The sequence below is a fragment of the Sphingopyxis macrogoltabida genome, from assembly GCF_001307295.1.
Taxonomy (GTDB): domain Bacteria; phylum Pseudomonadota; class Alphaproteobacteria; order Sphingomonadales; family Sphingomonadaceae; genus Sphingopyxis; species Sphingopyxis macrogoltabida_B.
The window spans coordinates 4,450,086-4,471,120 of the sequence record NZ_CP012700.1 but is presented as its reverse complement, the minus strand read 5'-3'; the positions used below and the strand labels follow the sequence as shown (position 1 = coordinate 4,471,120).

The 21,035-nt window shown below is 67.2% G+C and carries 22 protein-coding genes; 13 read left to right on the top strand and 9 right to left on the bottom strand.

Annotated elements, in window-relative coordinates; translation table 11 throughout:
• Nucleotide 1: 1 nt before the first annotated feature.
• Nucleotides 2-409, top strand: a complete 408-nt coding sequence (gene msrB / locus AN936_RS20815; RefSeq protein ID WP_054589748.1) for a peptide-methionine (R)-S-oxide reductase MsrB — start codon at nucleotides 2-4, stop codon at nucleotides 407-409.
• 69 nt (nucleotides 410-478) lie between these two features.
• Entirely contained in the window at nucleotides 479-2,683 is a 2,205-nt protein-coding gene (locus tag AN936_RS20810; RefSeq protein WP_054589747.1) for a transglycosylase domain-containing protein, read from the top strand.
• Between the two features lie 184 nt (nucleotides 2,684-2,867).
• Here the strand turns inward: AN936_RS20810 and AN936_RS20805 are convergent, their stop codons facing one another.
• Genes AN936_RS20805 through AN936_RS20795 form a run of 3 tightly spaced genes read right to left on the bottom strand, consistent with a single transcriptional unit; the run spans nucleotide 2,868 to nucleotide 4,676 of the window.
• On the bottom strand, nucleotides 2,868-3,599 hold the full coding sequence (locus AN936_RS20805) for a M48 family metallopeptidase (RefSeq protein WP_234715665.1): 732 nt from the start codon (nucleotides 3,597-3,599) through the stop codon (nucleotides 2,868-2,870).
• Entirely contained in the window at nucleotides 3,580-4,026 is a 447-nt protein-coding gene (locus tag AN936_RS20800; protein ID WP_054590464.1) for a YcgN family cysteine cluster protein, read from the bottom strand. Before AN936_RS20800 ends, AN936_RS20805 begins: the two co-directional genes overlap by 20 nt.
• A 2-nt stretch (nucleotides 4,027-4,028) precedes the next feature.
• Nucleotides 4,029-4,676, bottom strand: coding sequence for an SCO family protein (locus AN936_RS20795; RefSeq protein ID WP_054589746.1), 648 nt, complete (start codon nucleotides 4,674-4,676; stop codon nucleotides 4,029-4,031).
• 81 nt (nucleotides 4,677-4,757) lie between these two features.
• Here AN936_RS20795 and AN936_RS20790 point away from each other — a divergent pair, with 81 nt between their 5' ends.
• Genes AN936_RS20790 through AN936_RS20775 form a run of 4 tightly spaced genes read left to right on the top strand, consistent with a single transcriptional unit; the run spans nucleotide 4,758 to nucleotide 7,763 of the window.
• Nucleotides 4,758-5,381: an ankyrin repeat domain-containing protein gene (locus AN936_RS20790; protein ID WP_054589745.1), complete on the top strand. Its 624-nt coding sequence runs from the start codon at nucleotides 4,758-4,760 to the stop codon at nucleotides 5,379-5,381.
• A gap of 57 nt (nucleotides 5,382-5,438) precedes the next feature.
• Entirely contained in the window at nucleotides 5,439-6,716 is a 1,278-nt protein-coding gene (gene ribB, locus AN936_RS20785) for a 3,4-dihydroxy-2-butanone-4-phosphate synthase (RefSeq protein WP_054589744.1), read from the top strand.
• Nucleotides 6,716-7,141, top strand: coding sequence for a 6,7-dimethyl-8-ribityllumazine synthase (gene ribH / locus AN936_RS20780; RefSeq protein ID WP_054589743.1), 426 nt, complete (start codon nucleotides 6,716-6,718; stop codon nucleotides 7,139-7,141). The genes ribB and ribH overlap by 1 nt, the downstream gene beginning before the upstream one ends.
• Nucleotides 7,134-7,763 (top strand): hypothetical protein, encoded by a 630-nt coding sequence (locus AN936_RS20775; RefSeq protein ID WP_054589742.1) that lies wholly within the window; start codon nucleotides 7,134-7,136, stop codon nucleotides 7,761-7,763. The genes ribH and AN936_RS20775 overlap by 8 nt, the downstream gene beginning before the upstream one ends.
• Nucleotides 7,764-7,806: 43 nt before the next feature.
• Here AN936_RS20775 and AN936_RS20770 read toward each other — a convergent pair whose 3' ends face one another.
• A complete protein-coding gene (locus AN936_RS20770; protein ID WP_054589741.1) occupies nucleotides 7,807-8,892 on the bottom strand; it encodes an alkene reductase in 1,086 nt (361 codons plus the stop codon).
• A gap of 114 nt (nucleotides 8,893-9,006) precedes the next feature.
• On the opposite strand from AN936_RS20770, the gene AN936_RS20765 reads away from it, so the two are divergent.
• The 6 genes from AN936_RS20765 to AN936_RS20740 are packed head-to-tail and all read left to right on the top strand — an operon-like array spanning nucleotide 9,007 to nucleotide 13,858.
• On the top strand, nucleotides 9,007-9,918 hold the full coding sequence (locus AN936_RS20765) for a DMT family transporter (protein ID WP_084758565.1): 912 nt from the start codon (nucleotides 9,007-9,009) through the stop codon (nucleotides 9,916-9,918).
• Nucleotides 9,919-9,923: 5 nt separating this feature from the next.
• Nucleotides 9,924-10,589, top strand: coding sequence for a COQ9 family protein (locus tag AN936_RS20760; protein ID WP_420496821.1), 666 nt, complete (start codon nucleotides 9,924-9,926; stop codon nucleotides 10,587-10,589).
• Between the two features lie 54 nt (nucleotides 10,590-10,643).
• Complete coding sequence (locus AN936_RS20755) at nucleotides 10,644-10,925, top strand: FeoA family protein (RefSeq protein ID WP_082396114.1); 282 nt, start codon at nucleotides 10,644-10,646, stop codon at nucleotides 10,923-10,925.
• Nucleotides 10,922-12,787 carry a ferrous iron transporter B gene (feoB, locus tag AN936_RS20750; protein ID WP_054589739.1) on the top strand — a complete coding sequence of 622 codons (1,866 nt, stop codon included), beginning with the start codon at nucleotides 10,922-10,924 and terminating at the stop codon, nucleotides 12,785-12,787. The genes AN936_RS20755 and feoB overlap by 4 nt, the downstream gene beginning before the upstream one ends.
• A gap of 32 nt (nucleotides 12,788-12,819) precedes the next feature.
• On the top strand, nucleotides 12,820-13,371 hold the full coding sequence (ssb, locus tag AN936_RS20745) for a single-stranded DNA-binding protein (RefSeq protein ID WP_054589738.1): 552 nt from the start codon (nucleotides 12,820-12,822) through the stop codon (nucleotides 13,369-13,371).
• A gap of 13 nt (nucleotides 13,372-13,384) precedes the next feature.
• Nucleotides 13,385-13,858: an MmcB family DNA repair protein gene (locus AN936_RS20740; RefSeq protein WP_054589737.1), complete on the top strand. Its 474-nt coding sequence runs from the start codon at nucleotides 13,385-13,387 to the stop codon at nucleotides 13,856-13,858.
• Between the two features lie 293 nt (nucleotides 13,859-14,151).
• Here the strand turns inward: AN936_RS20740 and AN936_RS20735 are convergent, their stop codons facing one another.
• The 5 genes from AN936_RS20735 to AN936_RS20715 form a co-directional block, all read right to left on the bottom strand.
• Nucleotides 14,152-14,781, bottom strand: a complete 630-nt coding sequence (locus AN936_RS20735) for a riboflavin synthase (protein WP_054589736.1) — start codon at nucleotides 14,779-14,781, stop codon at nucleotides 14,152-14,154.
• A gap of 8 nt (nucleotides 14,782-14,789) precedes the next feature.
• Nucleotides 14,790-15,734, bottom strand: coding sequence for a bifunctional diaminohydroxyphosphoribosylaminopyrimidine deaminase/5-amino-6-(5-phosphoribosylamino)uracil reductase RibD (gene ribD / locus AN936_RS20730; RefSeq protein WP_054590461.1), 945 nt, complete (start codon nucleotides 15,732-15,734; stop codon nucleotides 14,790-14,792).
• Between the two features lie 29 nt (nucleotides 15,735-15,763).
• Nucleotides 15,764-16,243, bottom strand: a complete 480-nt coding sequence (locus AN936_RS20725) for a hypothetical protein (RefSeq protein ID WP_054589735.1) — start codon at nucleotides 16,241-16,243, stop codon at nucleotides 15,764-15,766.
• Between the two features lie 250 nt (nucleotides 16,244-16,493).
• A complete protein-coding gene (locus AN936_RS20720; protein WP_054590460.1) occupies nucleotides 16,494-16,955 on the bottom strand; it encodes an acyl-CoA thioesterase in 462 nt (153 codons plus the stop codon).
• 8 nt (nucleotides 16,956-16,963) lie between these two features.
• Nucleotides 16,964-18,802, bottom strand: a complete 1,839-nt coding sequence (locus AN936_RS20715) for an aminopeptidase P family protein (protein ID WP_054589734.1) — start codon at nucleotides 18,800-18,802, stop codon at nucleotides 16,964-16,966.
• Nucleotides 18,803-18,883: 81 nt separating this feature from the next.
• Here AN936_RS20715 and AN936_RS20710 point away from each other — a divergent pair, with 81 nt between their 5' ends.
• On the top strand, nucleotides 18,884-21,034 hold the full coding sequence (locus AN936_RS20710; protein WP_084758665.1) for a S9 family peptidase: 2,151 nt from the start codon (nucleotides 18,884-18,886) through the stop codon (nucleotides 21,032-21,034).
• Nucleotide 21,035 lies beyond the last annotated feature (1 nt).

Here is a 21,035-nt window from a genome sequence, read left to right as displayed (position 1 = left end):
CATGACCGATCCGAACCCCGAAAAGACCCTCGACCCGATGGCGCACCATGTGCTGCGCGAGGGCGGCACCGAACGCGCCTTCACGGGCAAATATACCGACCACAAGGGTGACGGCATGTACCGCTGCGCCGGCTGCGGCGCGCCGTTGTTCGACAGCCGCACCAAATATGACAGCGGTTCGGGCTGGCCGAGCTATACCGCACCGGCCGAGGGTGCGGCGGTCAGGGAACTCAGCGATACCAGCCACGGCATGGTGCGCACCGAAGTGCGCTGCGCGACGTGCGAAGGCCATCTCGGCCACGTCTTCCCCGACGGCCCCGGGCCGACCGGGCTGCGCTATTGCATCAACAGCGCGGCGCTTGACTTCGCGGACCGCGGGCAGGATGACGCAAGCACCGGCAAGGACTGAACCCCTTCGCCGGGGGGCTGACGATGAAGGGCCGCAGACAGGGCGCGGCGAGGGAAGGAAAATAACGCTTTGCGCCGCGAACGACAGCAGGCATCGTCGGGTAAATCATCATCTGCGGGCAAAGGCAGCGGCGCGTCCCCGAATGGCGAGCCGCCGCGCTGGCGCGTCTGGCTGCGCCGCCTGTTCCGCTGGGGACTCGGCCTCGCGCTCGTCGGCGCGGTCGCGGTCGCGGTCGCGGTCGGCATCGCGGTGCAGCGTATCCCGAGCTTCGAGGAGCTCAAGAAATCGCCCGCCGGCCAGACGATCCGCATCCACGCCGCCGACGGGACGGTCTTCCTGTCGCTCGGGCCGAATTACGGCCGCTGGCTGACCCTGCGCGAGACGCCGCAGGTGATGCAGGACGCGATGGTCGCGGTCGAGGACCGGCGCTTCCGCTATCATCCCGGGGTCGATCCCGTCGGGATGGCACGCGCTGCGGCGGTCGCGGTGAAGAATCGCGGCAGCGGCCGCCGCCTGCAGGGCGCCTCGACGATCACCCAGCAGCTCGCGCGCAACATCTTCCTGTCGAACAGCTACACCTGGACGCGCAAGATGCGCGAAATGGTCCTCGCGCTGGCGCTCGAATGGAAATTCTCGAAGGACGAACTGCTCGAACTCTATCTCAACAAGGTTTATTTCGGCGGCGGCAGCTATGGCATCGACGCCGCCTCGCGGCGCTTCTTCGGGCATAGCGCGACCGAAATGTCTCTCTCGGAGGCGGCGGTGGTAGCGGGGCTGGTCAAGGCGCCGTCGCGCTATTCGCCGACCGCCGACGCGCAAGCGGCGCTGGGCCGCGCCGGGGTCGTGCTGGACGTCATGGTCGACGCGGGGGTAATCACGCAGGCACAGGCGGATAGCGCCGAACCTGCCAACGTCCAGCTGGCGGCGGAAACGGGTCAGAACAGCGCGCGCTATTTCACCGACTGGGCGCTGCCGCAGCTCGACATGCTGATCGACGAGGGCAGCGAGGCGCTCGACGTCTATACGACAATCGATTTGGGCATGCAGCGCGCGGCGACCGCGTCGATCCAAGCCAATGTGCCGAAGGGCGTGCAGGGCGCGCTGGTCGCGCTCGACCGTGACGGCGCGGTGCGCGCGATGATCGGTGGCACCGACTATGTCACCTCGAACTACAACCGCGCGACGCAGGCGCTGCGCCAGCCGGGGTCGGCGTGGAAATTGTTCGTCTATATGGCGGCGCTCGAATCGGGCTATAAGGTCGACGACGAAGTGGTCGACGAACCGGTGACGATCAACGGCTGGAGCCCACGCAACTCGTCGGGGCGCTTTTCGGGTGCGATGACGCTGCGCACCGCTTTCGCCTATTCGGTCAACACCGTCGCGGCGAAACTGGGCGACGAGGTCGGCTTTTCGGCGGTCGCCAACATGGCGCGCCGCTTCGGGATCACGACGCCGGTCAACACCCACCCGTCGATGGTGCTCGGCAGCGCCGAGGTGCGCGCGATCGACATGACCGCCGCCTTCGCCGCGGTGGCGCGCAAGGGCGTGTCGGTGCAGCCCTATGGCATCACCAAGGTCACCACTGCCGACGGCCGCCTGCTCTACCAGCGCCCGGCGGAGCGCGGGCAGGTGCTGGTCGACAATTGGGTCGCCGCGGGCATCACCGACCTCCTGCAGACCGCGGTTGCGACCGGTACCGGTAGGGCGGCGCAGATCGGGCGCCCCGTCGCGGGCAAGACCGGCACGACGTCGAGCAACAAGGACGGCTGGTTCCTCGGTTTTTCGAGCGGCATCACCACCGGCGTCTGGATGGGCCGCGACGATGCGAAACCCGTCGGCGGGCTGCAGGGCGGCCGTGCGCCGGCCAAGGCCTTTGCCGACTTCATGCGCGTCGCGGTCGCGCGGCGCCCGGTCGAGGCCTTCGATACCGAGGTCAAGCTGCCCGAATGGCAGCTCGAGGAAGAGGATGACGCCTATTTCGGCGCCCCCGAAGAAGGCGGCGGCGGACTGACCGACGAGAATGGCATGCCGATCGAGCTTCCCTATGACAGCCGCCCGCCGCAGGGCGATGCCCCGCCGGCGGCGCCGCCGCAGGACGACGGGCCGGTGCTCAACCAGCAGTGGATCGAGGAGCAGACGGGCCGGCGACCGCCCGAAAACGGCGCTGCGCCCAAGGCGCCACCGCAGACGAAAGCGCCCGCACAGCCCAAGGTCGTGGTGCCCCCCGTGGTGAAAGCACCCCCGCGCGAACCGGCGCGGACCGACGGCAACTAACGCGACCGGCCGGTATGGGGTGGGGAGCGGACCGTCCTCTATTCCCGTTCGTGTCGAGCGAAGTCGAGACACTCATCGAGGTTGCGCCTAGCCCGAGGGGCATCTCGACTTCGCTCGATGCGAACGGGTGGGGTTGGCCTAAACAGCAGCAACCAGCCGAAAGCCGCCAATTCGCAATGATCAGTTAGGCCGTAAACCGGTAGCGGTGGAGCCCGCGGCCTTCGCGGCGCAGCCAGCCGCGCGCCGCGGCGACGTCGCCGTCGTGGAGTTCGTCGACCAGCGCGTGGAAATCAGGGCCATGGTCCATGTGCCGCAGATGCGCGACTTCGTGCGCGACGGTCGCGCGGCGGACGTGCGCGGGCGCCATCACCAGCCGCCAGCTATAGCGAAGGTCGCCGGTCGCGGTGCAGCTGCCCCAGCGGCTGCGCGGATCGCCGACGCCGACGCGGCCGACCGCCAGCCCGGCGCGCGCGGCAATGTCGCGGCTTTCGCGCTCCATCAGCGCCAGCGCCTCGCCCTTCAGCCAGCGCTCGACGCGCCGCCCGACGGTTTCGCGCGGCCCGCCAAGCGTCAGCGCCTCGTCGCTCAGCCGCACCGCGCGCGGCGCCGCTGCCGACCAGTCGATGCGGCGGAGGGCACCGAAAACGGGGACCGCCGCACCGGGTCCGACAAGCACCGGCAGCGCCGCCTTGCCGACCTGTTCGGCGAGCCACTCCTGTTGCTCGCTCGCCCATTTGAGCGCGCGCGCGGCATTAGCGCGGCGCGGCAGGGTCAGGCGCAGCTCGCCGCGCGGCGCGTCGAACACCAGCCGGTAACGGCGCGACTGCGCGTGATGGACAAGCCGCACCGGCCAGGCTTCGTCGCCGACCAGGATATGTGGGCCCTCTGCCCGGAAATCAGACGATGCGTTCGACAAGGTGATTCTCGAGCGGCCCGGCCATATCCTCGCTGACCGTCCAGCCGACGATAGATTCGCCGGCGCGGTGGACGGCATCGCGGTCGCCGCAGACCAGATAATGCCAGTCGGGCAAGGGCTCGCCCTCGGCGCGCAGGCGATAGGCGCAGGTCTGGGGCAGCCATTCGATGCCGTCGACCTTGGCCTTGGTTAGCGTCAGGCAATCGGGGACGTGGAGGCGGCGATGCTTGTAATCGCCGCAGCGCGCGGTTTTGAGGTCGAGCAGCCGGCACGCGACATTGGTCGGATAGATGCGGCCGGTGTCTTCATCCTCCAGCTTGTGCAGGCAGCATTTGCCGCAGCCGTCGCACAGCGCCTCCCACTGACCCGCGTCGAGGCTGGCGAGCGGCGCTTCCCAAAAGGGGCGCTGCGATGTCGCCCCCGCCATCGTCATTTCACCCATTTCGCCAGCTCGGCGGCAACCTTGTCGGGCGCGCCCTCGTCGGGATCGGTCGACGGGTCGTCGAGCGGCACGAGCGCCAGCGGCTTGCCGTCGGGGTCCATCAGGAAGGCGAGCTGGCTGTGCGCCATCAGATAGCGGTCGGGCGCCGAGCCCTCGACCTTGTGATAGGTGACGACATAGGCCTTCGCCACCGCCGCGATCTGCTCGGGCGTGCCGGTCAGTCCGAGCAGACGCGGGTGATAGCGTGCCACGAAGGGCTTCAGCGCTTCGGGCGTGTCGCGCGCCGGATCGACGGTGATGAAGAGCGGCGCGACCTTGGCGCCGCGCGCGGCATCGGCCTTTTCGAATTGCGACAGGCCGCGCATCAGCTTTTGCAGGTCGACGGGGCAAATGTCGGGGCAGAAGCTGTAGCCGAAATAGACGAGACGATATTTTCCGGCGAAATCGCTGTCCTTGACCGTCTTGCCATTCTGATCGGTCAGCGTGAACGGGCCGCCGATCCGCGCCCCTTCGAGCGGCGGCTTTGCGGCGGGCGGCGACGCCGCGGGACCGCCGCATCCGGCAAGCGCCGCGGTAAAGAACAGCAGCAGGCTTGAACGGACAAGCTTTTGTCCCATAATTGCGATATTCATCATGCGGCCAGCCTTGGTCGGCTAGCCGCCGAAAATCAACCTTTGCGTCGCATCACGGCGCACACCGCCAGGGGTCGCCCGAATATGTTCCGACGCGTGAAATTCCGTTTCATCGCACCCTTGCTCGCCGTGGCCATCGGCGCCGGGGCGTTTACCGCGTCGCCGGCGCTCGCGCAGTTCCGCGGCGGCTTTGCGTTCCTGCAGGCGGTCGAGAACCGCGACGGCACCAAGGCGACCGACGCGCTGAAGGACGACGCCACGCTCGTCAACACCCGCCACCCCGACCGCGGCGAGACCGCGCTGGCGATCGTCACCAAACGCCGCGATACGAGCTGGCTGCGCTTCCTGATCAGCAAGGGCGCCGATCCCTCGATTGCCGACCGACAGGGGGTGACGCCGCTGATGCACGCGGCGCTGCTCAACTATGTCGATGGCGCGCAGGAATTGCTCGATGACAAGGCACCGGTCGACCAGGTCAACCGCCGCGGTGAAACCGCGCTGATCCTTGCCGTGCAGGCAAAAAATGCGGCGATGGTCCGCCTGCTCGTCAAGAACGGTGCCAACGCCGACAAGGCCGACCATATCGCCGGCATGTCGGCGCGCGACTATGCCAAGCGCGACGATCGGACCGGCCAATTGCTGGCCCTGATCGAGGCGAAGCCCGATGGCGCGCCGCGCGACAATAGCGCGGTGTTCGGACCGAAATGATAGGCCCAATGTGATTGCCTGATTGACAATCACATTTCAGTGTGAAACATCCTCGGCATGTCTACACAGCTCATCGACCGCATTCGCGGCATCGTCGACGACGGGACCATGTCCCGTTCGGGTCTCGCGCGCGCCGCCGGCCTGCACGCCAACAGCCTGCGCGACCTCGATTCGCCCGGCTGGAACCCGACCGCGGAGACGCTGCGCAAGCTCGAAAACTGGCTCGCGAACGGCAGCGACCTGTCGCCGATGGCGACCCCCGAGGAAATCATCGCCGAGGCGCGCAATGGCCGCATGTTCATCCTCGTCGACGACGAGGATCGCGAGAATGAAGGCGATCTGGTCATTCCGGCGCAGATGGCGACTCCCGATGCGGTCAATTTCATGGCGACGCACGGCCGCGGGCTGATCTGCCTGACGCTGACGAAAGCGCGCGTCGACCTGCTCGGGCTCGAACTCATGAGCCGCGCCAACGGCACGCGCCACGAAACGGCGTTCACCACCTCGATCGAGGCGCGCGAGGGCGTCACCACCGGCATTTCGGCGGCCGACCGCGCCCGCACCGTCTCGGTCGCGATCGACGGCGCCAAGGGCCGCGACGATATCGTCACCCCCGGCCATGTCTTTCCGCTGATCGCCCGCGACGGCGGCGTGCTCGTCCGCGCCGGCCATACCGAGGCGTCGGTCGACATCGCGCGGTTGGCAGGGCTCAACCCGTCGGGCGTGATCTGCGAGATCATGAACGACGACGGGTCGATGGCGCGGCTCGACGACCTCATCCCCTTCGCGCGGCGCCACGGGCTGAAGATCGGGACGATCGCCGACCTGATCGCCTATCGCCATCGCAACGACCGGCTGGTCGAATGCGTCGCCGACGAACCGTTCGAATCGGATTACGGCGGCGACTGGCGGCTCAAATCCTACCGCAACAAGATCGACGGCAGCATCAACATGGTGCTCCAGAAGGGCGCGGTCGATCCCGACAGCGTGACGCTGGTGCGCATGCACCCGGTGTCGCTGCTCGACGACCTGATGGGCCGTCCGGGCGCGCGTAAGCGCCGCCTGCAGCGCTCGATGGACGCGATCGGCGAAGCGGGATCGGGGGTCATCGTCCTGCTGATGCGCCCGCTGCCCGGGTCGGCCGAGGCCGAAGCGACACCGCCGCCGAGCGGCGGCATGGACCTCAGGACCTATGGTATCGGCGCCCAGATCCTCGCCGACCTTGGCGTCCATGCGATGGAACTGCTCACCCCCTCGCACAACAATCTCGTCGGCCTCGAAGGCTATGGCCTGTCGGTCGTCGGCGAACGCTCGATCCCCGGGGAGGCCGCATAATGGCGCATGTGCTGATCGTCGAAGCCCGCTTTTACAGCCACCTGAACGACATGCTGATCGACGGCGTCAAGAGCGCGCTCGAGGCCGAAGGGCATAGCCACGAGACGGTGACCGTCCCCGGCGCGCTCGAAGTGCCGGCCGCGATCTCGCTTGCCGCCGACAGCGGCCGCTATGATGCCTATGTCGCCCTGGGGGTCGTGATCCGCGGCGAAACCTATCATTTCGAGGTGGTCTCGAACGAAAGCGCGCGCGGCATCATGGCGCTGACCCTCGACGGCCTTGCGATCGGCAACGGCATCCTCACGGTCGAAAATGAGGAACAGGCGCTTGCGCGCGCCGACAAGACGCGCAAGGATAAGGGCGGCGAAGCGGCGAAGGCCGCGCTCGCGATGCTGTCCCTGAAGGAACAATTCGGCATTGGCTGATCGACTACCCCCCAGCCGCTATTCCGTCGTCGAGCGCGGCGGACGGCTGGTGGTCATCGACCGGGAGACGGGGCTGACCCCGCTCAGCGCCGCCGAGCGCATGGACCTCTACGATCGCAAGATGGGCATCGAGCCGATGCGGCCCGTCGCGCGCGAACCTGCTCCCGAAGCGGCGCCCGCCGCGAAAACCCCGCCGACCCGCACGCCGCCGCCGACCGCGCGCCCCGGCAACCGGATGGAGGCCGCCGTCGCGGCGATGAACCGCAAGCAGCCGTGGGAGGACAAGCCCAAAGCAGCCGCCGCTCCGCCGCCGCCCCGGATTCCGGCGCGTTCGCCCTCTTCTACCGCCGCCGCGGCTGGCGGCCGCAAGACGATCGTCACCGGCAAATGGTGGGATGCGAAGGGCCCGCGCACGATCGAGCTCGGCGAAAAGGGCCAGCAAGCGCTGACCGGCGGCTTCGTGACGATCGCCGTCGTCTTCATCATCGCGTCGATCGTCGCGCTGTTCAACGCGCCGGTGATCTTCTTCGTCGGGGTCTTTCTGTTGTTCCGCTTCGGCAGCAATATCCTCGGCCCGATCGGCGCAGGAATCATCGACAAGGCGATCGCCGAAAAGGGATAGGAAAAGGCGCCGCTCCTTTGCGGGAACGGCGCCTTTCGGAACCTCAGGCCGCGACCAGCGCGGGATAGTCAGTATAGCCCTCGGGGCCCGGCGAATACCAGGTCTGCGGGTTGTCGGCGGCCCATTCGGCGCCGGCGCGGATACGCTCGACAAGGTCGGGGTTGCCGATGAACGGCCGGCCGAACGCGATAGCATCCGCCGCACCGCTCGCCAGCGCCTCTTCGGCCAGCGCGACGTCATAGTCGCTGTTCAGGATCAGCGGCCCCTTGAACGCCTGCCGGATCGCCGGCGACTGCTTCGGCACGTCCGTGCGCCCGAAGGTGCCGTCGGGGCCGGGCTCGCGCAGCTCGAGGAAGGCGATGCCGAGCGCATCGAGCGCCGCCGCAGCGGCCGGAAACAGCTTTTCGGGCGCACTGTCGTCGACGCCCTGCGTTTCGCCATTGGGCGAGAGGCGCACCGCGACGCGGTCCTTGCCCCACACGTCGATCAGCGCTTCGCTCACCTCGCGGAGCAGCCGGATGCGGTTCTCGACCGGGCCGCCATAATCGTCGTCGCGCAGGTTCGATCCGTCGCGCAGGAACTGGTCGATCAGATAGCCGTTGGCGCCATGGAGCTGGACGCCGTCGAACCCGGCGCGCTTCGCATTCTCGGCCGCCTTCGCATAATCGCCGATCAGCCGGGGAATCTCGTCGAGGCGCAGCGGGCGCGCTTCCTCAAGGTCTCGGCGCCCGACCGGCGTGTGGGCGCGGCCGGTGCCCGTCGTGGCCGACGCCGAGACCGGCTGTTTGCCGTCGTTGAACACCGAATGGACGAGCCGCCCCATGTGCCAGAGCTGCGCGACGATACGCCCGCCCGCTTCGTGCACCGCGTCGGTCACCGGCTTCCAGCCCTCGACCTGCGCGTCGGTCCACAGCCCCGGGGCGCTGGGCCAGCCAAGGCCCTCTTGCGAAATGCCCGTTGCTTCCGAAATGATCAGGCCCGCCGAGGCCCGCTGGCGGTAATAGTCGCGCGCGAGTTCGTTCGGGACGAAACCCGGCCCCGCGCGTCCGCGTGTCAGCGGAGCCATGATGATGCGGTTTGGCGCCGCGATGGCGCCCAGCTCGATCGGATCGAACAGCGATACAGTCATAGTACCTCCCTATTTGCCACTTTTTCCGCGACGGCCCGCCGGGCTGCCGCTATGCGCCCGAAGCTATGGACGCCCGGGCGCCAAGGCAATGGTGGGTAGCAAAAGAAAATCTAAATGACAGCGAAGATCGAAGGCATCGTTGGCGCGAACGACGCGCCGCTCCGTGCAGGCCGCTGGGGTTTCGCGGCGCTGTTATTCGGCAACATTGCGCTGTCGCTTGGCGCGATGCTTGTACGGCTCGCCGATACCGGCCCCGTCGCCTCGGCCTTCTGGCGCCTGCTCCTGGCGCTGCCCCTGCTGGCGCTGTTCGCGTGGCGCGAAGCGGGCGGACGGGTGCCGCCGCGCGGCGCGGTCATCGTTGCAGCAGGCGCAGGGGTATTCTTCGCGCTCGACCTCGCCGCTTGGCACGTCGGAATAGTCCAGACCAAGGTCGCGAACGCAACGCTGTTCGGCAACAGCGCCAGCCTTTTCCTCATTCTGTGGAGCATTTTCCTGACGCGTACCCTGCCCCGCGGCTGGCAGGCGCTGGCAATCCTGCTCGCCTTTGCAGGCTCGGCGCTGCTGATGGGGCAAAGCTATGAACTGTCGCCCGACTATCTGGTCGGCGACCTGCTCAGCCTGCTCGCCGGGGTGCTCTATACCGTCTATGTCATCCTGATGCAGCGCGTGCGCGGCACGCTCGCGCCGTGGACCGCGCTTGGCATCTCCTCCTTCTTCAGCGCTCCTATCCTGCTCGGCGTTGCGCTCGCGCTCGGCGAATCGGTCATGCCGCATGACTGGACGCCGCTGATCCTGCTCGCGCTGACCAGTCAGGTCATCGGGCAGGGGCTGATCATCTGGTCGCTGCCGCGCTTCTCGCCGCTCGTCCTCGGGCTGACCCTGCTCGTCCAGCCCGCCGTCGCGGCTTTGGCCGGCTGGTGGGCGTTCGGAGAAACTCTGGGTCCGATCGACCTGTTCGGCGGGATGATGGTCGGGGCGGCGCTGGTATTGATCCGGTTGCCGAGCCGCACCGCGCGGCCTATCTGATGGTTATGGCTTCAATTCTGCCCGCCGATCCCACCCTCGACGAGATTCGCGCCACGCTCGCGCCGCTGATCGCCCGGAACGCCGCGTTCGACGGGTTCGGCGACGCCGCACTCATCGGAGCCGCCGCGCGTGCCGGCGTCGATCCCGACGTCGCACGGCTCGCCTTTCCCGGCGGCGGCCGCGATATGGTCGACGCATGGTTCGCCGATATCGACTTGGCGATGGCGGCGAAATGGCCTGCGGAAAAGCTCGCGACGCTGAAGATTCGCGAGCGCATCACGACACTCGTCGAAACGCGCATCGACCTGTTGGCTCCCGATCGCGAACCGCTGCGCCGCGCGCTGGCGCTCCTCGCGCTACCGAACAATGCGCCGCACGCCGCAAGGCTCGGCTGGCGCGCCGCCGACCTGATGTGGCGCCTCGCGGGCGATACCGCGACCGACTATAACCACTACAGCAAGCGGGCGATCCTCGGCGCCGTCTACGCCTCGACGATGGCGGTGTTCCTGAGCGACGACAGCGAGGACTTCGCCGATACGCGCGCTTTCCTTGCGCGGCGCATTGATGCGGTGATGCGCTTCGAAAGCTGGAAACACCGCCGCGCCGCGAACCGCATCGAACGACCGAGCCTCGCCCGCTTCGTCGGCCGTCTCCGCTACCCGGGACGCTGATCGGCCCACGATAAAGAACTGGCGTCGGGCGATTGTTATTGATAATCGCTCGCAATGACTGCTGCACTTGAACATCTGCTGGACCGGGCGCCGCTGGGCGTTGCGGTGCGGATCGCGCGTATCGACTGGAATGCCATGTCCGCCGACGAGGGACGCCGCCTGCGCGAATTCGGCCTGATGGAGGGCGTCGAAATCACCCCGCTGCATCGCGGCAGCATCTTTTCGCGCGACCCGCTCGCGCTCGCGGTCGGGCGGATGCGCGTCATCATTCGCGCGCGGCAGGCGGCAATGATCACCGTCGAAGCGGCCGCCGGGGACGAAAGGCGAAGCGCATGACCGGCGCCATCCCGTCGATCGCGCTCGTCGGCAATCCCAACGCCGGCAAGTCGAGCCTGTTCAACGCATTGACCGGCGCGCGGCAAAAAATCGCCAATTACCCGGGCGTCACGGTCGAACGAAAGGCGGGGCATGCCAGCTTCGCCGACGGCCGCCCGATCTCGCTGATCGACCTGCCCGGCAGCTACAGCCTGACCCCGGCGAGCCCCGACGAGGCAGTGACGCGCGACGTCATCATGGGCCGCCAGCATGGCGAGCAGCGCCCCGACGCGCTGGTCGTCGTGCTCGACGCCGCGAACCTCGACAACCATCTCTGCTTTGCGCTCGAACTGATCGCGCTCGGCCTGCCGACGGTCGTCGCGCTCAACATGCTCGACCTTGCCGAGCGCGACGGGCTGACGCTCGACCCGGCACGGCTCTCGGCCGAACTCGGCGTGCCCGTCGTCCCGACCGTCGCGGTGCGGCGGCGCGGCCTGACCGAGCTGCTCGCCGCGCTCGACGAGGCGATGCGGACGCAGGTGCCCCGCACCGACGCCGCCGCCGCGGCGCCGGCCGCCGACAAGTCGCTGCACCAGCGCGCCCGCGCGATTTCGCGCGCCGCGACGCTTGCCGAAACCCCGGTGCGCCGCTGGACGCAGCGCGTTGATGCCGTCGTCCTGCACCCGGTCGCGGGCTTCGTGATCCTGCTCGCGCTGATGTTCGTGATGTTCCAGGCGGTCTATGCCTGGGCCGGCCCGCCTGCCGACGCGCTCGAAGCCGGAGTCGGCGTGCTCCAGCAATGGGTCGTCGCCAACCTCCCCGAAAACTTCCTCCGCGACCTTGTCGTCGAGGGGCTGCTCGCGGGCGTCGGCGCGGTCGTCGTCTTCCTGCCGCAGATCCTGATCCTCTTCCTCTTCATCCTCCTCCTCGAAGCGTCGGGCTATATGACGCGCGCCGCTTTCCTGATGGACGGGCTGATGGCCAAGGTCGGATTATCGGGACGCGGTTTCATCCCGCTGCTCTCCAGCTTTGCCTGCGCCGTCCCCGGCATCATGGCGACGCGCGCGATTCCCGATGCGAAGGACCGGCTGACGACGATCCTGATCGCGCCGCTGATGACCTGTTCGGCGCGATTGCCGGTCTATGCGCTGATCATCGCCGCCTTCATCCCCGACCGCGGCGTCGGCGGCACGAGCATCGGGTTGCAGGGGCTGGTGCTGTTCGGCCTCTATCTTGCCGGCATCGTCGGCGCGCTCGCCGTCGCTTTCGCGCTCCGCCGCACGGTGGCAAAGGGCGATGCGGCGGGCTTCATGATGGAAATGCCGCGCTACCAGATGCCGCAGTGGCGCGACATCGCGATCGGGCTGTGGCAGCGTGCGTGGATCTTCCTCCGCCGCGCCGGGACGATCATCGCGATGACCACCGTCATCCTGTGGCTGCTCCTGAGCTTTCCCAAGGCGCCCGAAGGCGAAAGCCAGGTCGAATATAGCGTCGCCGGGCGCATCGCGAGCGGGCTGGAGGTCGCGGTCGCGCCGATCGGCTTCAACCACGATATCGCGCTCGCGCTGATCCCCGCGATGGCGGCGCGCGAAGTCGCTGTGTCGGCGATGGCCACAGCCAATGCCATCGACGCCGATGGCGACGAGGAGGCAATGGCCGAGTCGCTCGGCGAACGGCTACAGGGCAAATGGAGCCTCGCCACCGCGCTCGCTTTCCTCGCCTGGTTCGTCTTCGCGCCGCAATGCATTTCGACGATCGCGATTACCAGACGCGAGACCAACGGGTGGAAATGGCCCATGTTCATGGTTGGCTATTTGTTCCTGCTCGCCTATGCCGCTGCTGGTATCACTTACTGGACAGCCGTCGCCTTTGGCCTAGGCTGATCCTTCCAACTTTTGAGCGGAGCGGAGCGGCGATGGCTGGCAGCGTCAACAAGGTAATTTTGATCGGCAACCTCGGCGCCGATCCCGAAATCAAGTCGTTCCAAAACGGCGGCAAGATTGCCAATATCCGCATCGCGACCTCCGAACAGTGGAAGGATCGCATGACCGGCGAGCGCAAGGAGCGCACCGAATGGCATAATGTCGTCATCAACGGCGACGGGCTGGTCGGCGTCGTCGAGCGTTACCTCAAAAAGGGCTCGAAGGTTTACATCGAAGGCAGCTTGCGCACCCGCAAGTGGCAGGATCGCGACGGCAACGACAAATATACGACCGAGATCGTGATTGCGGGCATGGGCGGCACGCTGACCATGCTCGACGGCGCCCCCGGCGGCGGCGGCTCGCGCGGCGGCGACAGTTGGTCGCAGGGCGGCGGCTCGTCGGGCGGCTGGGATCAGGGCGGCGGATCGGGCGGAAGCGCTGGCGGCGGCAGCTCGGGTGGCGGCTGGAACCAGGGCGGCGGTGGCGGCTCGGGCGGCGGACGCCCGCCGTTCGACGACGATCTGGACGACGACGTCCCCTTCTGAGGATTTCCGGGCGATGGCGAGTGACCTGCTGACCGCCGCGGACGTCGCGCGCGGTGTATGCCGGCTGTTCGCGCAGCAGGGGCTGGTTGCGATCCCCGAGGTGCCGCTGCCCAACGGAAGGCGCACCGACCTCACCGCGATCGACGCGAGGGGCAATATCACCATCGTCGAGATCAAGGTCAGCCGCGCCGACCTGCACGGCGACGGCAAATGGCCCGACTATTGCGACTGGTGCGACCGTTTCTACTGGGCGCTCGCGGCGGGGCTCGACCCCGCGATCCTCGAAACCGAGGGCTACCGGCCCGAAAGCTCGGGGCTGATCGTCGCCGACCGCTATGGCGCCGCAGTGGTCCGCGAAGCCGCGAACTGCAACCTCGCCCCGGCGCGGCGCAAGGCCGAATTGCTCCGTATCGGCCGCCTCGCGATGCGGCGATCGATGCTCGCGGCCGATCCCGAACTGGCGGCGGGGTGGGGCGAAGGGCTTTAGAGCATGATCATCCTTGAGTGGAACCAACAGGGCTAAACCCACTCATCGTCACCCCGGACTTGATCCGGGGTCCATGACTTCGGCGCGGCTGTGGATCCCGGATCAAGTCCGGGATGACGATACATCAAAAGATGATCTTGATTTTAGGAGTTTCGCACGAAGATACGAAGGCACGAAGGTGTCGCGCTTGCCGCGAAGCGACCTTCGTCCTTACCGGTGCATTGAGGCGCAATATCGAGAAGAAGGGGCCCGTTGGCCAAAGTGATCGTCTTTGTGTCTTCGTGCGAACCCAATTATCCCCGCACTTGCTGCATCCGCGCCAGATAACGGGCAAGCACATCGATCTCCAGATTGACCGGCCGCCCCGCCGCCGCTTCGTCGAGCGTCGTCATCGCCTGCGTGTGCGGGATGATGTTGAGCGTGAAATGCGCCTCGCCGTTCGGCTGGTCGGTCACTTCGTTGACCGTCAGCGAAACGCCGTCGACGGTGATCGAGCCCTTGGGGGCGATATGCGGCGCCAGCGCGGCGGGGGCGGCGACGGTAACCGTCACGCTGTCGCCGATCGGTTCGACCGACACGATGCGGCCGATATCGTCGACATGGCCGGTGACGATATGCCCGCCGAGTTCGTCGCCGATCTTCAGCGCGCGTTCGAGGTTGAGCCGGCGCCCCTCATCCCACATGCCCGGCGCGGTGCACGCGAGCGTCTCGGCGCTCGCGTCGATCGCGAACCAGCCTGCCGGTCCGTTGCTGCCCTGATCGACGCCCTTTTCGACGACGGTCAGGCAAGCGCCCGAACAGGCGATCGACGCGCCAAGGTCGATGCTGTCCACATCATAGGCGGTTTCGATGACGAGCCGCGTGTCGCCGCGGTCCTCGCGGCTGCGGATGGTGCCGATGTCGGTGATGATTCCGGTGAACATATAGGTCCTCAAATTGTCCTGATGCGCTCGTAGACGTCGAGCCGGTCGCTGCCAAGCAGGCGGCTGTCGGCAAGCCGCCAGCGGCCGTGAGCATCGGCAAGGTCGGTCAGCCCGATGTCGCCGAGCGCCGGCCGGCCGCCGCCGATCAGCACCGGCGCGCGATAGAGGAGCAGCCGGTCGACGCGGTCGGCGGCGAGAAAGGCCGATGCCGCCCCCGCGCCGCCCTCGACGAGCAGCGAATCGACGCCCTCGACCGATTCGGGCGATGCGACGGCGGTCCACCCCGCAGGCGCGCTTCCCGACGTCAGCAGCAATTTTTGCGGGCTGCGGTGCTCGATCCCCGGCAGGCGCACGTCGAGCCTCGGCGCATCGGCGTCGAACGTCCCGCGGCCGACGAGGATCGCCTGATGCTGTGCGCGTTCGAGGTGGCCGTGCGCCCGGGCGCGGTCGCCGGTGATCCAGCGACTCGTCCCGTCGGCGAGCGCGATACAGCCGTCGAGCGAGGTCGCCAGCTTGAGCGTCACGAACGGCCGCCCTTCGGCCCGCCGCGCCCACCATGGCGCCATCGCGCGGCGTGCCTCGGCCGGCAGGACATTGAACAGGACGTCGATCCCCGCATCCTGCAGCCGCGCGATCCCGGCGCCGTCGGTGCGCGGATCGGGGTCCTGCGCCGCGATCACGACGCGCGCGACGCCCGCTGCGATCAGCAGGTCGCTGCACGCCGGACCGCGGCCGCCGGCATGGGCGCAAGGTTCGAGGCTGACATAGGCGGTTGCGCCGCATGCGGCGTCGCCCGCCGCCGCGAGCGCCACCGCCTCGGCGTGCGGGCGCCCGCCGGCCGCCGTCCAGCCGCGGCCGACGACCCGCCCCGCCTGCACCAGCACACATCCGACATTGGGGTTGGGCGCCGACTCCGGCCGGCCGCGCGACGACAGCGCGATGGCGGCCGCCATCCAGTCGGCGTCGGCGGGCGGACGCTGCATCAGCGCCGGGGTTGATCCGCGGGAGCGGGCGGCGCGCCGCGCGCGGCGCGTTCGGCCAGCGTCGAGCGCGCTTGCGACGGCGCAGGCTTTTTCTTCGCCGCCGCCGCTTCTTCCGCACCGAGCGTTTCGCGCGTCACCTTGTCGGCCTCGCTCGAATCATATTCGATCCCCATGCTGTCGGCGAAACGCTGGTATTCGGCGCGCTTTTCGGCGTTGCGGCGGGTCGTTTCCTTGGCGCGCGCGACCCAGTCGGCGCGAATTTCGGCCTCCCCGCGCGTCGCCTTCCAATTTTCGAAATAGATGATCTGCGGCTTGGGCTTTTCATACGGGATCAGATATTCGGACACGCCGTGGAACACGACCCACGTCAACGCCACCGCGACCCCCCATATCGCCCAGCGGTGCGGGCGCGGTTCGCGGATATAGCTCCAGAAATCGGCGACGCCGCCGCCGACATCCATGTTGTTGAACATTCCCATGGCGCCAATTTAGGCGATGTCGCGGCGATTTGCGAGAGGGGCCGCGATTGCACAAATCGATGGCCGCGGCGCGATACGATTGCAAAAAATGCAACTACAGATGTCTTTTTCGCAGTTGCGAAATTCATTGTGCACTGCAATATCACACTTGCCTTTTAGGCATCCTCTCCCAAAACTTTCACGGGCCACCCACGGGTGGCCCTTTTTTTTCGACTTTTTTGGTTGAGAGGGTCGATCCGGCTCGTCCGAATCAATCTTGCGACGGGGTTCGCGTTTCGAATCGCCTAACTTCGGCGATGAAGCTTCCCGGCAGCGGGGTTGGCTGGCCGCTGTCGGTATCGAGATGCGCATAGCTGATCTCAATGTCGGTCAGCCGTTCGGTCCCGCGGAAAATCCCGCAATGCAAGGTGAAGCTCGTCCTTCCGAAGCGGCTGACCCGCGCCGCGATGGTAATCAGTTCGTCGAGCCGCGCCGGCGCGTGATAGTCGATCTCGCAATGTGTCTCGCGAATATCCGTACCATATTGGTTAAAGTACGGCCCGGGCTGCCCTTCGCCGAGCGCGCGGAAATATTCGGTCACGCCGATATCGGCATAGACGAGATAATTGGCGTTGAAGACGATGCTCTGCCCGTCGATCTCGTTGAACCGCACCCGCACGCGTTCCTGCACGCGGAAGTCGGCGAGCGGTACGTCGCTGCGAAGGCCGGTCATGCCGCGCCTCAGGCCGCAAGCGCGGTCGGGGCGCGATCGATCGGCGCGCACGCGGCGGCAAGCCATTCGCGGTCGGCACCGTCCATCGCCGCGCCCAGCTTGTCGAGCACTTCGGCGTGATAGGCGTCGAGCCAGTCGGCCTCGGCCGGCGACAGCAGCGCCCCATCGACGAGGTCGCGCGCGATCGGTGCGAAGGTGATCGTCTCGAACGCCAGCATATCCTCCTCGGCCCCATCGATGCGCGCCGGGACCACGATGACGAGATTCTCGATACGGATGCCGAAGCTGCCCGCCTTATAATAGCCGGGCTCGTTCGAAAGGATCATGCCGGCGTGGAGCGCCTCCTCGGTGCCCGCCTGCCCGCCGGCGGGCTTGGCGATCCGCTGCGGCCCCTCGTGCACCGCCAGATAGGTGCCGACGCCGTGCCCGGTGCCGTGGGCATAATCGACCCCGTCGGCCCACAGATATTGCCGCGCGAGGATGTCGAGCTGGCTGCCGCGCGTCCCCTTGGGGAAACGCGCCGTCGCCAGCGCGATATGGCCTTTCAGCACCTGCGTGAAGCGGCGGCGCATTTCGGCGGTCGGCGTGCCGATCGCGATCGTGCGCGTGATGTCGGTGGTGCCGTCGTCATATTGCCCGCCCGAATCGACGAGGTAGAGCGTGCCGGTTTCGACCGCGCGGTTCGTCGTTTCGTCGACCTTGTAATGCGGCAGGGCGCCGTTGGGGCCGGCGGCCGAGATGGTGTCGAACGACAGGTCGCGGAGCGCGCCGCTCGCGTCGCGAAATTCGCGCAGCTTCGCCGCCGCGCCGAGCTCGTCGAGCCCGCCCTGCGGTGCGACCTCCGCCATCCATTTCAGGAAACGCGACACCGCGACGCCGTCGCGCACATGCGCAGCGCGGGTGCCGTCGAGCTCGACGTCGTTCTTGATCGCTTTCGGCAGCACCGCCGGGTCGCGGTGGCGTTCGATCGTCGCACCCGCGGCTTCGAGCGCAGTGAAGATCGCCGCGACCGCGCGGTCGGGATCGACCGCGACCTTCTTGCCGGCGAGATCGGCGAGCGCCGCCTCGAACGCATCGCGATCATGGATCCGCACGCTGTTGCCGAGGTGCGCACGCACCGCGTCGGTGATCTTTTCGGGGGCGATGAACAGGTCGGCGGTCGCATCGGCATGGAGCAGGGCAAAGGCGAGCCCGACCGGCGTGTGGCTGACGTCGGTCCCGCGGATGTTGAAGGTCCAGGCGACCGAATCGAGCGCGGTCATCACCGCCGTCTCGAGCCCTTTGCCCTTCAGCCAGTCGGCAATGACCGCGCGCTTGTCGGCGGCCGCCTGCCCGGCGAGTTTCGTGTCGTACACCGTGACCACCGCATCGCTCGGCGCCGGCTGGTCGTCCCACGCCGCGTCGAGCGGATTCGCGTCGACCGCGACGAGGGTCGCGCCCTTCGCCGCCAGTGCCTTTTCCAGCCCGCGCGCCCAGTCGATGCTGTGGAGCCACGGGTCGTAACCGACCTTCTGCCCCGCACTCACATTGGCGCCCAGCCATGCGGCGACGCTCGACTGCGGCACACCGACATAGTCGAACAGCGTGCCGTCGACCTGATCGCGCACCTGCACCGTGTAGCGCCCGTCGACGAACACCGCCGCCTTTTCGGGGAGCACCGCCGCGGTCCCCGCCGAGCCGCCGAAGCCGGTCAGCCACGCCATGCGCTGCGCATATTCGCCGACATATTCGCTCATATGCTCGTCGCTGATCGGCACGACGAAACCGTCGAGGCCGCGCGCTGCCAGTTCGGCGCGCAGGCGGGCGAGGCGCTCGGCGTGGATAGTGCCGGGGACGGGGCTGGACATGAGCTGTTCCTTGTTTCTACATCGCGGCAATCCCGCCCATCGGGGCGACACCGCGGGAGTTTTGTGATGCGCGCTATTTGGATGTTTCTGGCCGCAATTGCCACCCCGCTTGTCGCGGCCCCGGGCGCTTTCGCCGAAGAGAAAGAGACTGCATTGACCAGCACCACCCCTGCCCTGCCCGCCGCGCCGGTCGCGGAAAAGCGTCCGCACGAGATGACGTTGCACGGCAAGACCCTGTCCGATCCGTATCACTGGCTGCGCGACGAAAGCTATCCGACCGTCGATGACAAGGATGTCCTCGACTATGTGAAGGCCGAAAATGCCTATTTCGACGCCGCGATGAACCCGCATGCCGCGCTCGTCGAAACGCTGTTCCAGGAGATGAAGGGCCGGATCAAGGAGGCCGATTCGAGCGTGCCGCAGAAGGACGGCGACTGGGTCTATTGGGTCGAATATGAGGAAGGCGCCGAGTACAAGAAATGGTACCGGCGGCCCGTCGTCGGCGGCGAGACACAGCTGATCCTCGACGAGGTCGCGATGTCCGCGGGCAAGGACTATTTCCGCCTCGCCGAAGTGTCGATCAGCCCGAACGGCAAGCTGATGGCCTATTCGTTCGACGACAATGGTTCGGAGCGGTTCGAGGCGCGCATCCGCAATCTCGAGACGGGCGAACTGCTGCCCGATACGATTCCCGGCACGCTGTCGTCGCTCGTCTGGACTTCGGGCAACGACGCGCTGCTCTATGGCCTCGCGAACGAGAACTGGCGCACCGACAATGTCCGGCTGCACAGGCTCGGCACGCCAGTCGCCGACGACAAATTGCTCTATAAGGAGCCCGACATCGGTTTCGGGGTTGGGATCGGCAAGACCGCCGCCGACAATTATATCGTCATCGCGACGGGGGATAACGAGACGAGCGAGGTCTACCTGCTCCCCGCCGACAATCCCGAAGCGAAGATGCAGCTCGTCTCGGCGCGCCAGAAGGGCCGCGAGTACAGCGTCGACGAGCGCGACGGCACGCTCTACATCCACACCAACGACGAGCATCCGAACTTCCGCGTCGCGACCGCGAGCGTCAAGGATCCGGGCAAGTGGACGACGCTGATCCCCGGATCCGATCACAGCTACATCACCGGCGTGTCGGTGTTCCGCGACTATTTCGTCCTCGAATCGCGCGAGGACGGGCTCGACCAGGTCGATGTCCGCAAATATGATGCGCCGCTGACCCCCGGACGGATCCAGTTCCCCGAGGCCACCTATGTGGCGGGGCTCGGCGACAATCCCGAATATCATCAGGACAAGCTCCGGCTCGACTATGAATCGATGGTCACCCCCGACACCGTCTATGACTATGACCTCGCGAGCGGCAAGCTCGAGACGCTGAAGGTGCAGGAAATCCCTTCGGGTTATGATGCGACACAATATGTAACCGAACGGGTTAACCTGCCCAGCCGCGACGGTAGGACGATGATCCCCGCTTCGCTCGTCTACAAGAAGGGAACGAAGCTCGACGGCAGCGCGCCGATGCATCTTTATGCCTATGGTTCGTACGGCTATCGCGTCCCGCCGGGCTTCTCGACGACGCGGCTCAGCCTTGTCGATCGCGGGATGATCTACGCGATCGCGCATGTCCGCGGCGGCGACGACCTCGGCCGCGGCTGGTATCTCGCCGGCAAGACGACCGAGCGCAAGAACAGCTTCAACGACTTCATCGACGTCGCCAAAGGCCTGATCGCCAAGAAATATACCAGCGCGGGCAAGATTTCGGTCGAGGGCCGCTCGGCCGGCGGGCAGGTGATGGGCGTGATCTACAACGAGGCGCCCGAACTATGGGGCGCGGTGCTCGCGGGCGTGCCCTTCGTCGACGTCATCAATACCATGGTCGACGAAACGCTGCCGCTGACCCCCGGCGAATGGCCCGAATGGGGCGATCCGATCACCGACAAGGCGGCGTTCGACTATATGCTGAGCTACAGCCCCTACGACAATGTGACCGCGAAGGCCTATCCGCCGATGCTGGTGTCGGCGGGGCTCAACGACCCGCGCGTGACCTACTGGGAACCCGCCAAATGGGTCGCGAAACTCCGCGCGACGCGGACGAACGATTCGACGCTGCTGCTGCGCACCAACATGGGCGCGGGCCACGGCGGCAAGTCGGGCCGCTGGGGCGCGCTGCGCGAGGACGCCGAGGAGTTCGCCTTCGTGCTGACGCAGTTGGGGGTGGAGAAGTAGC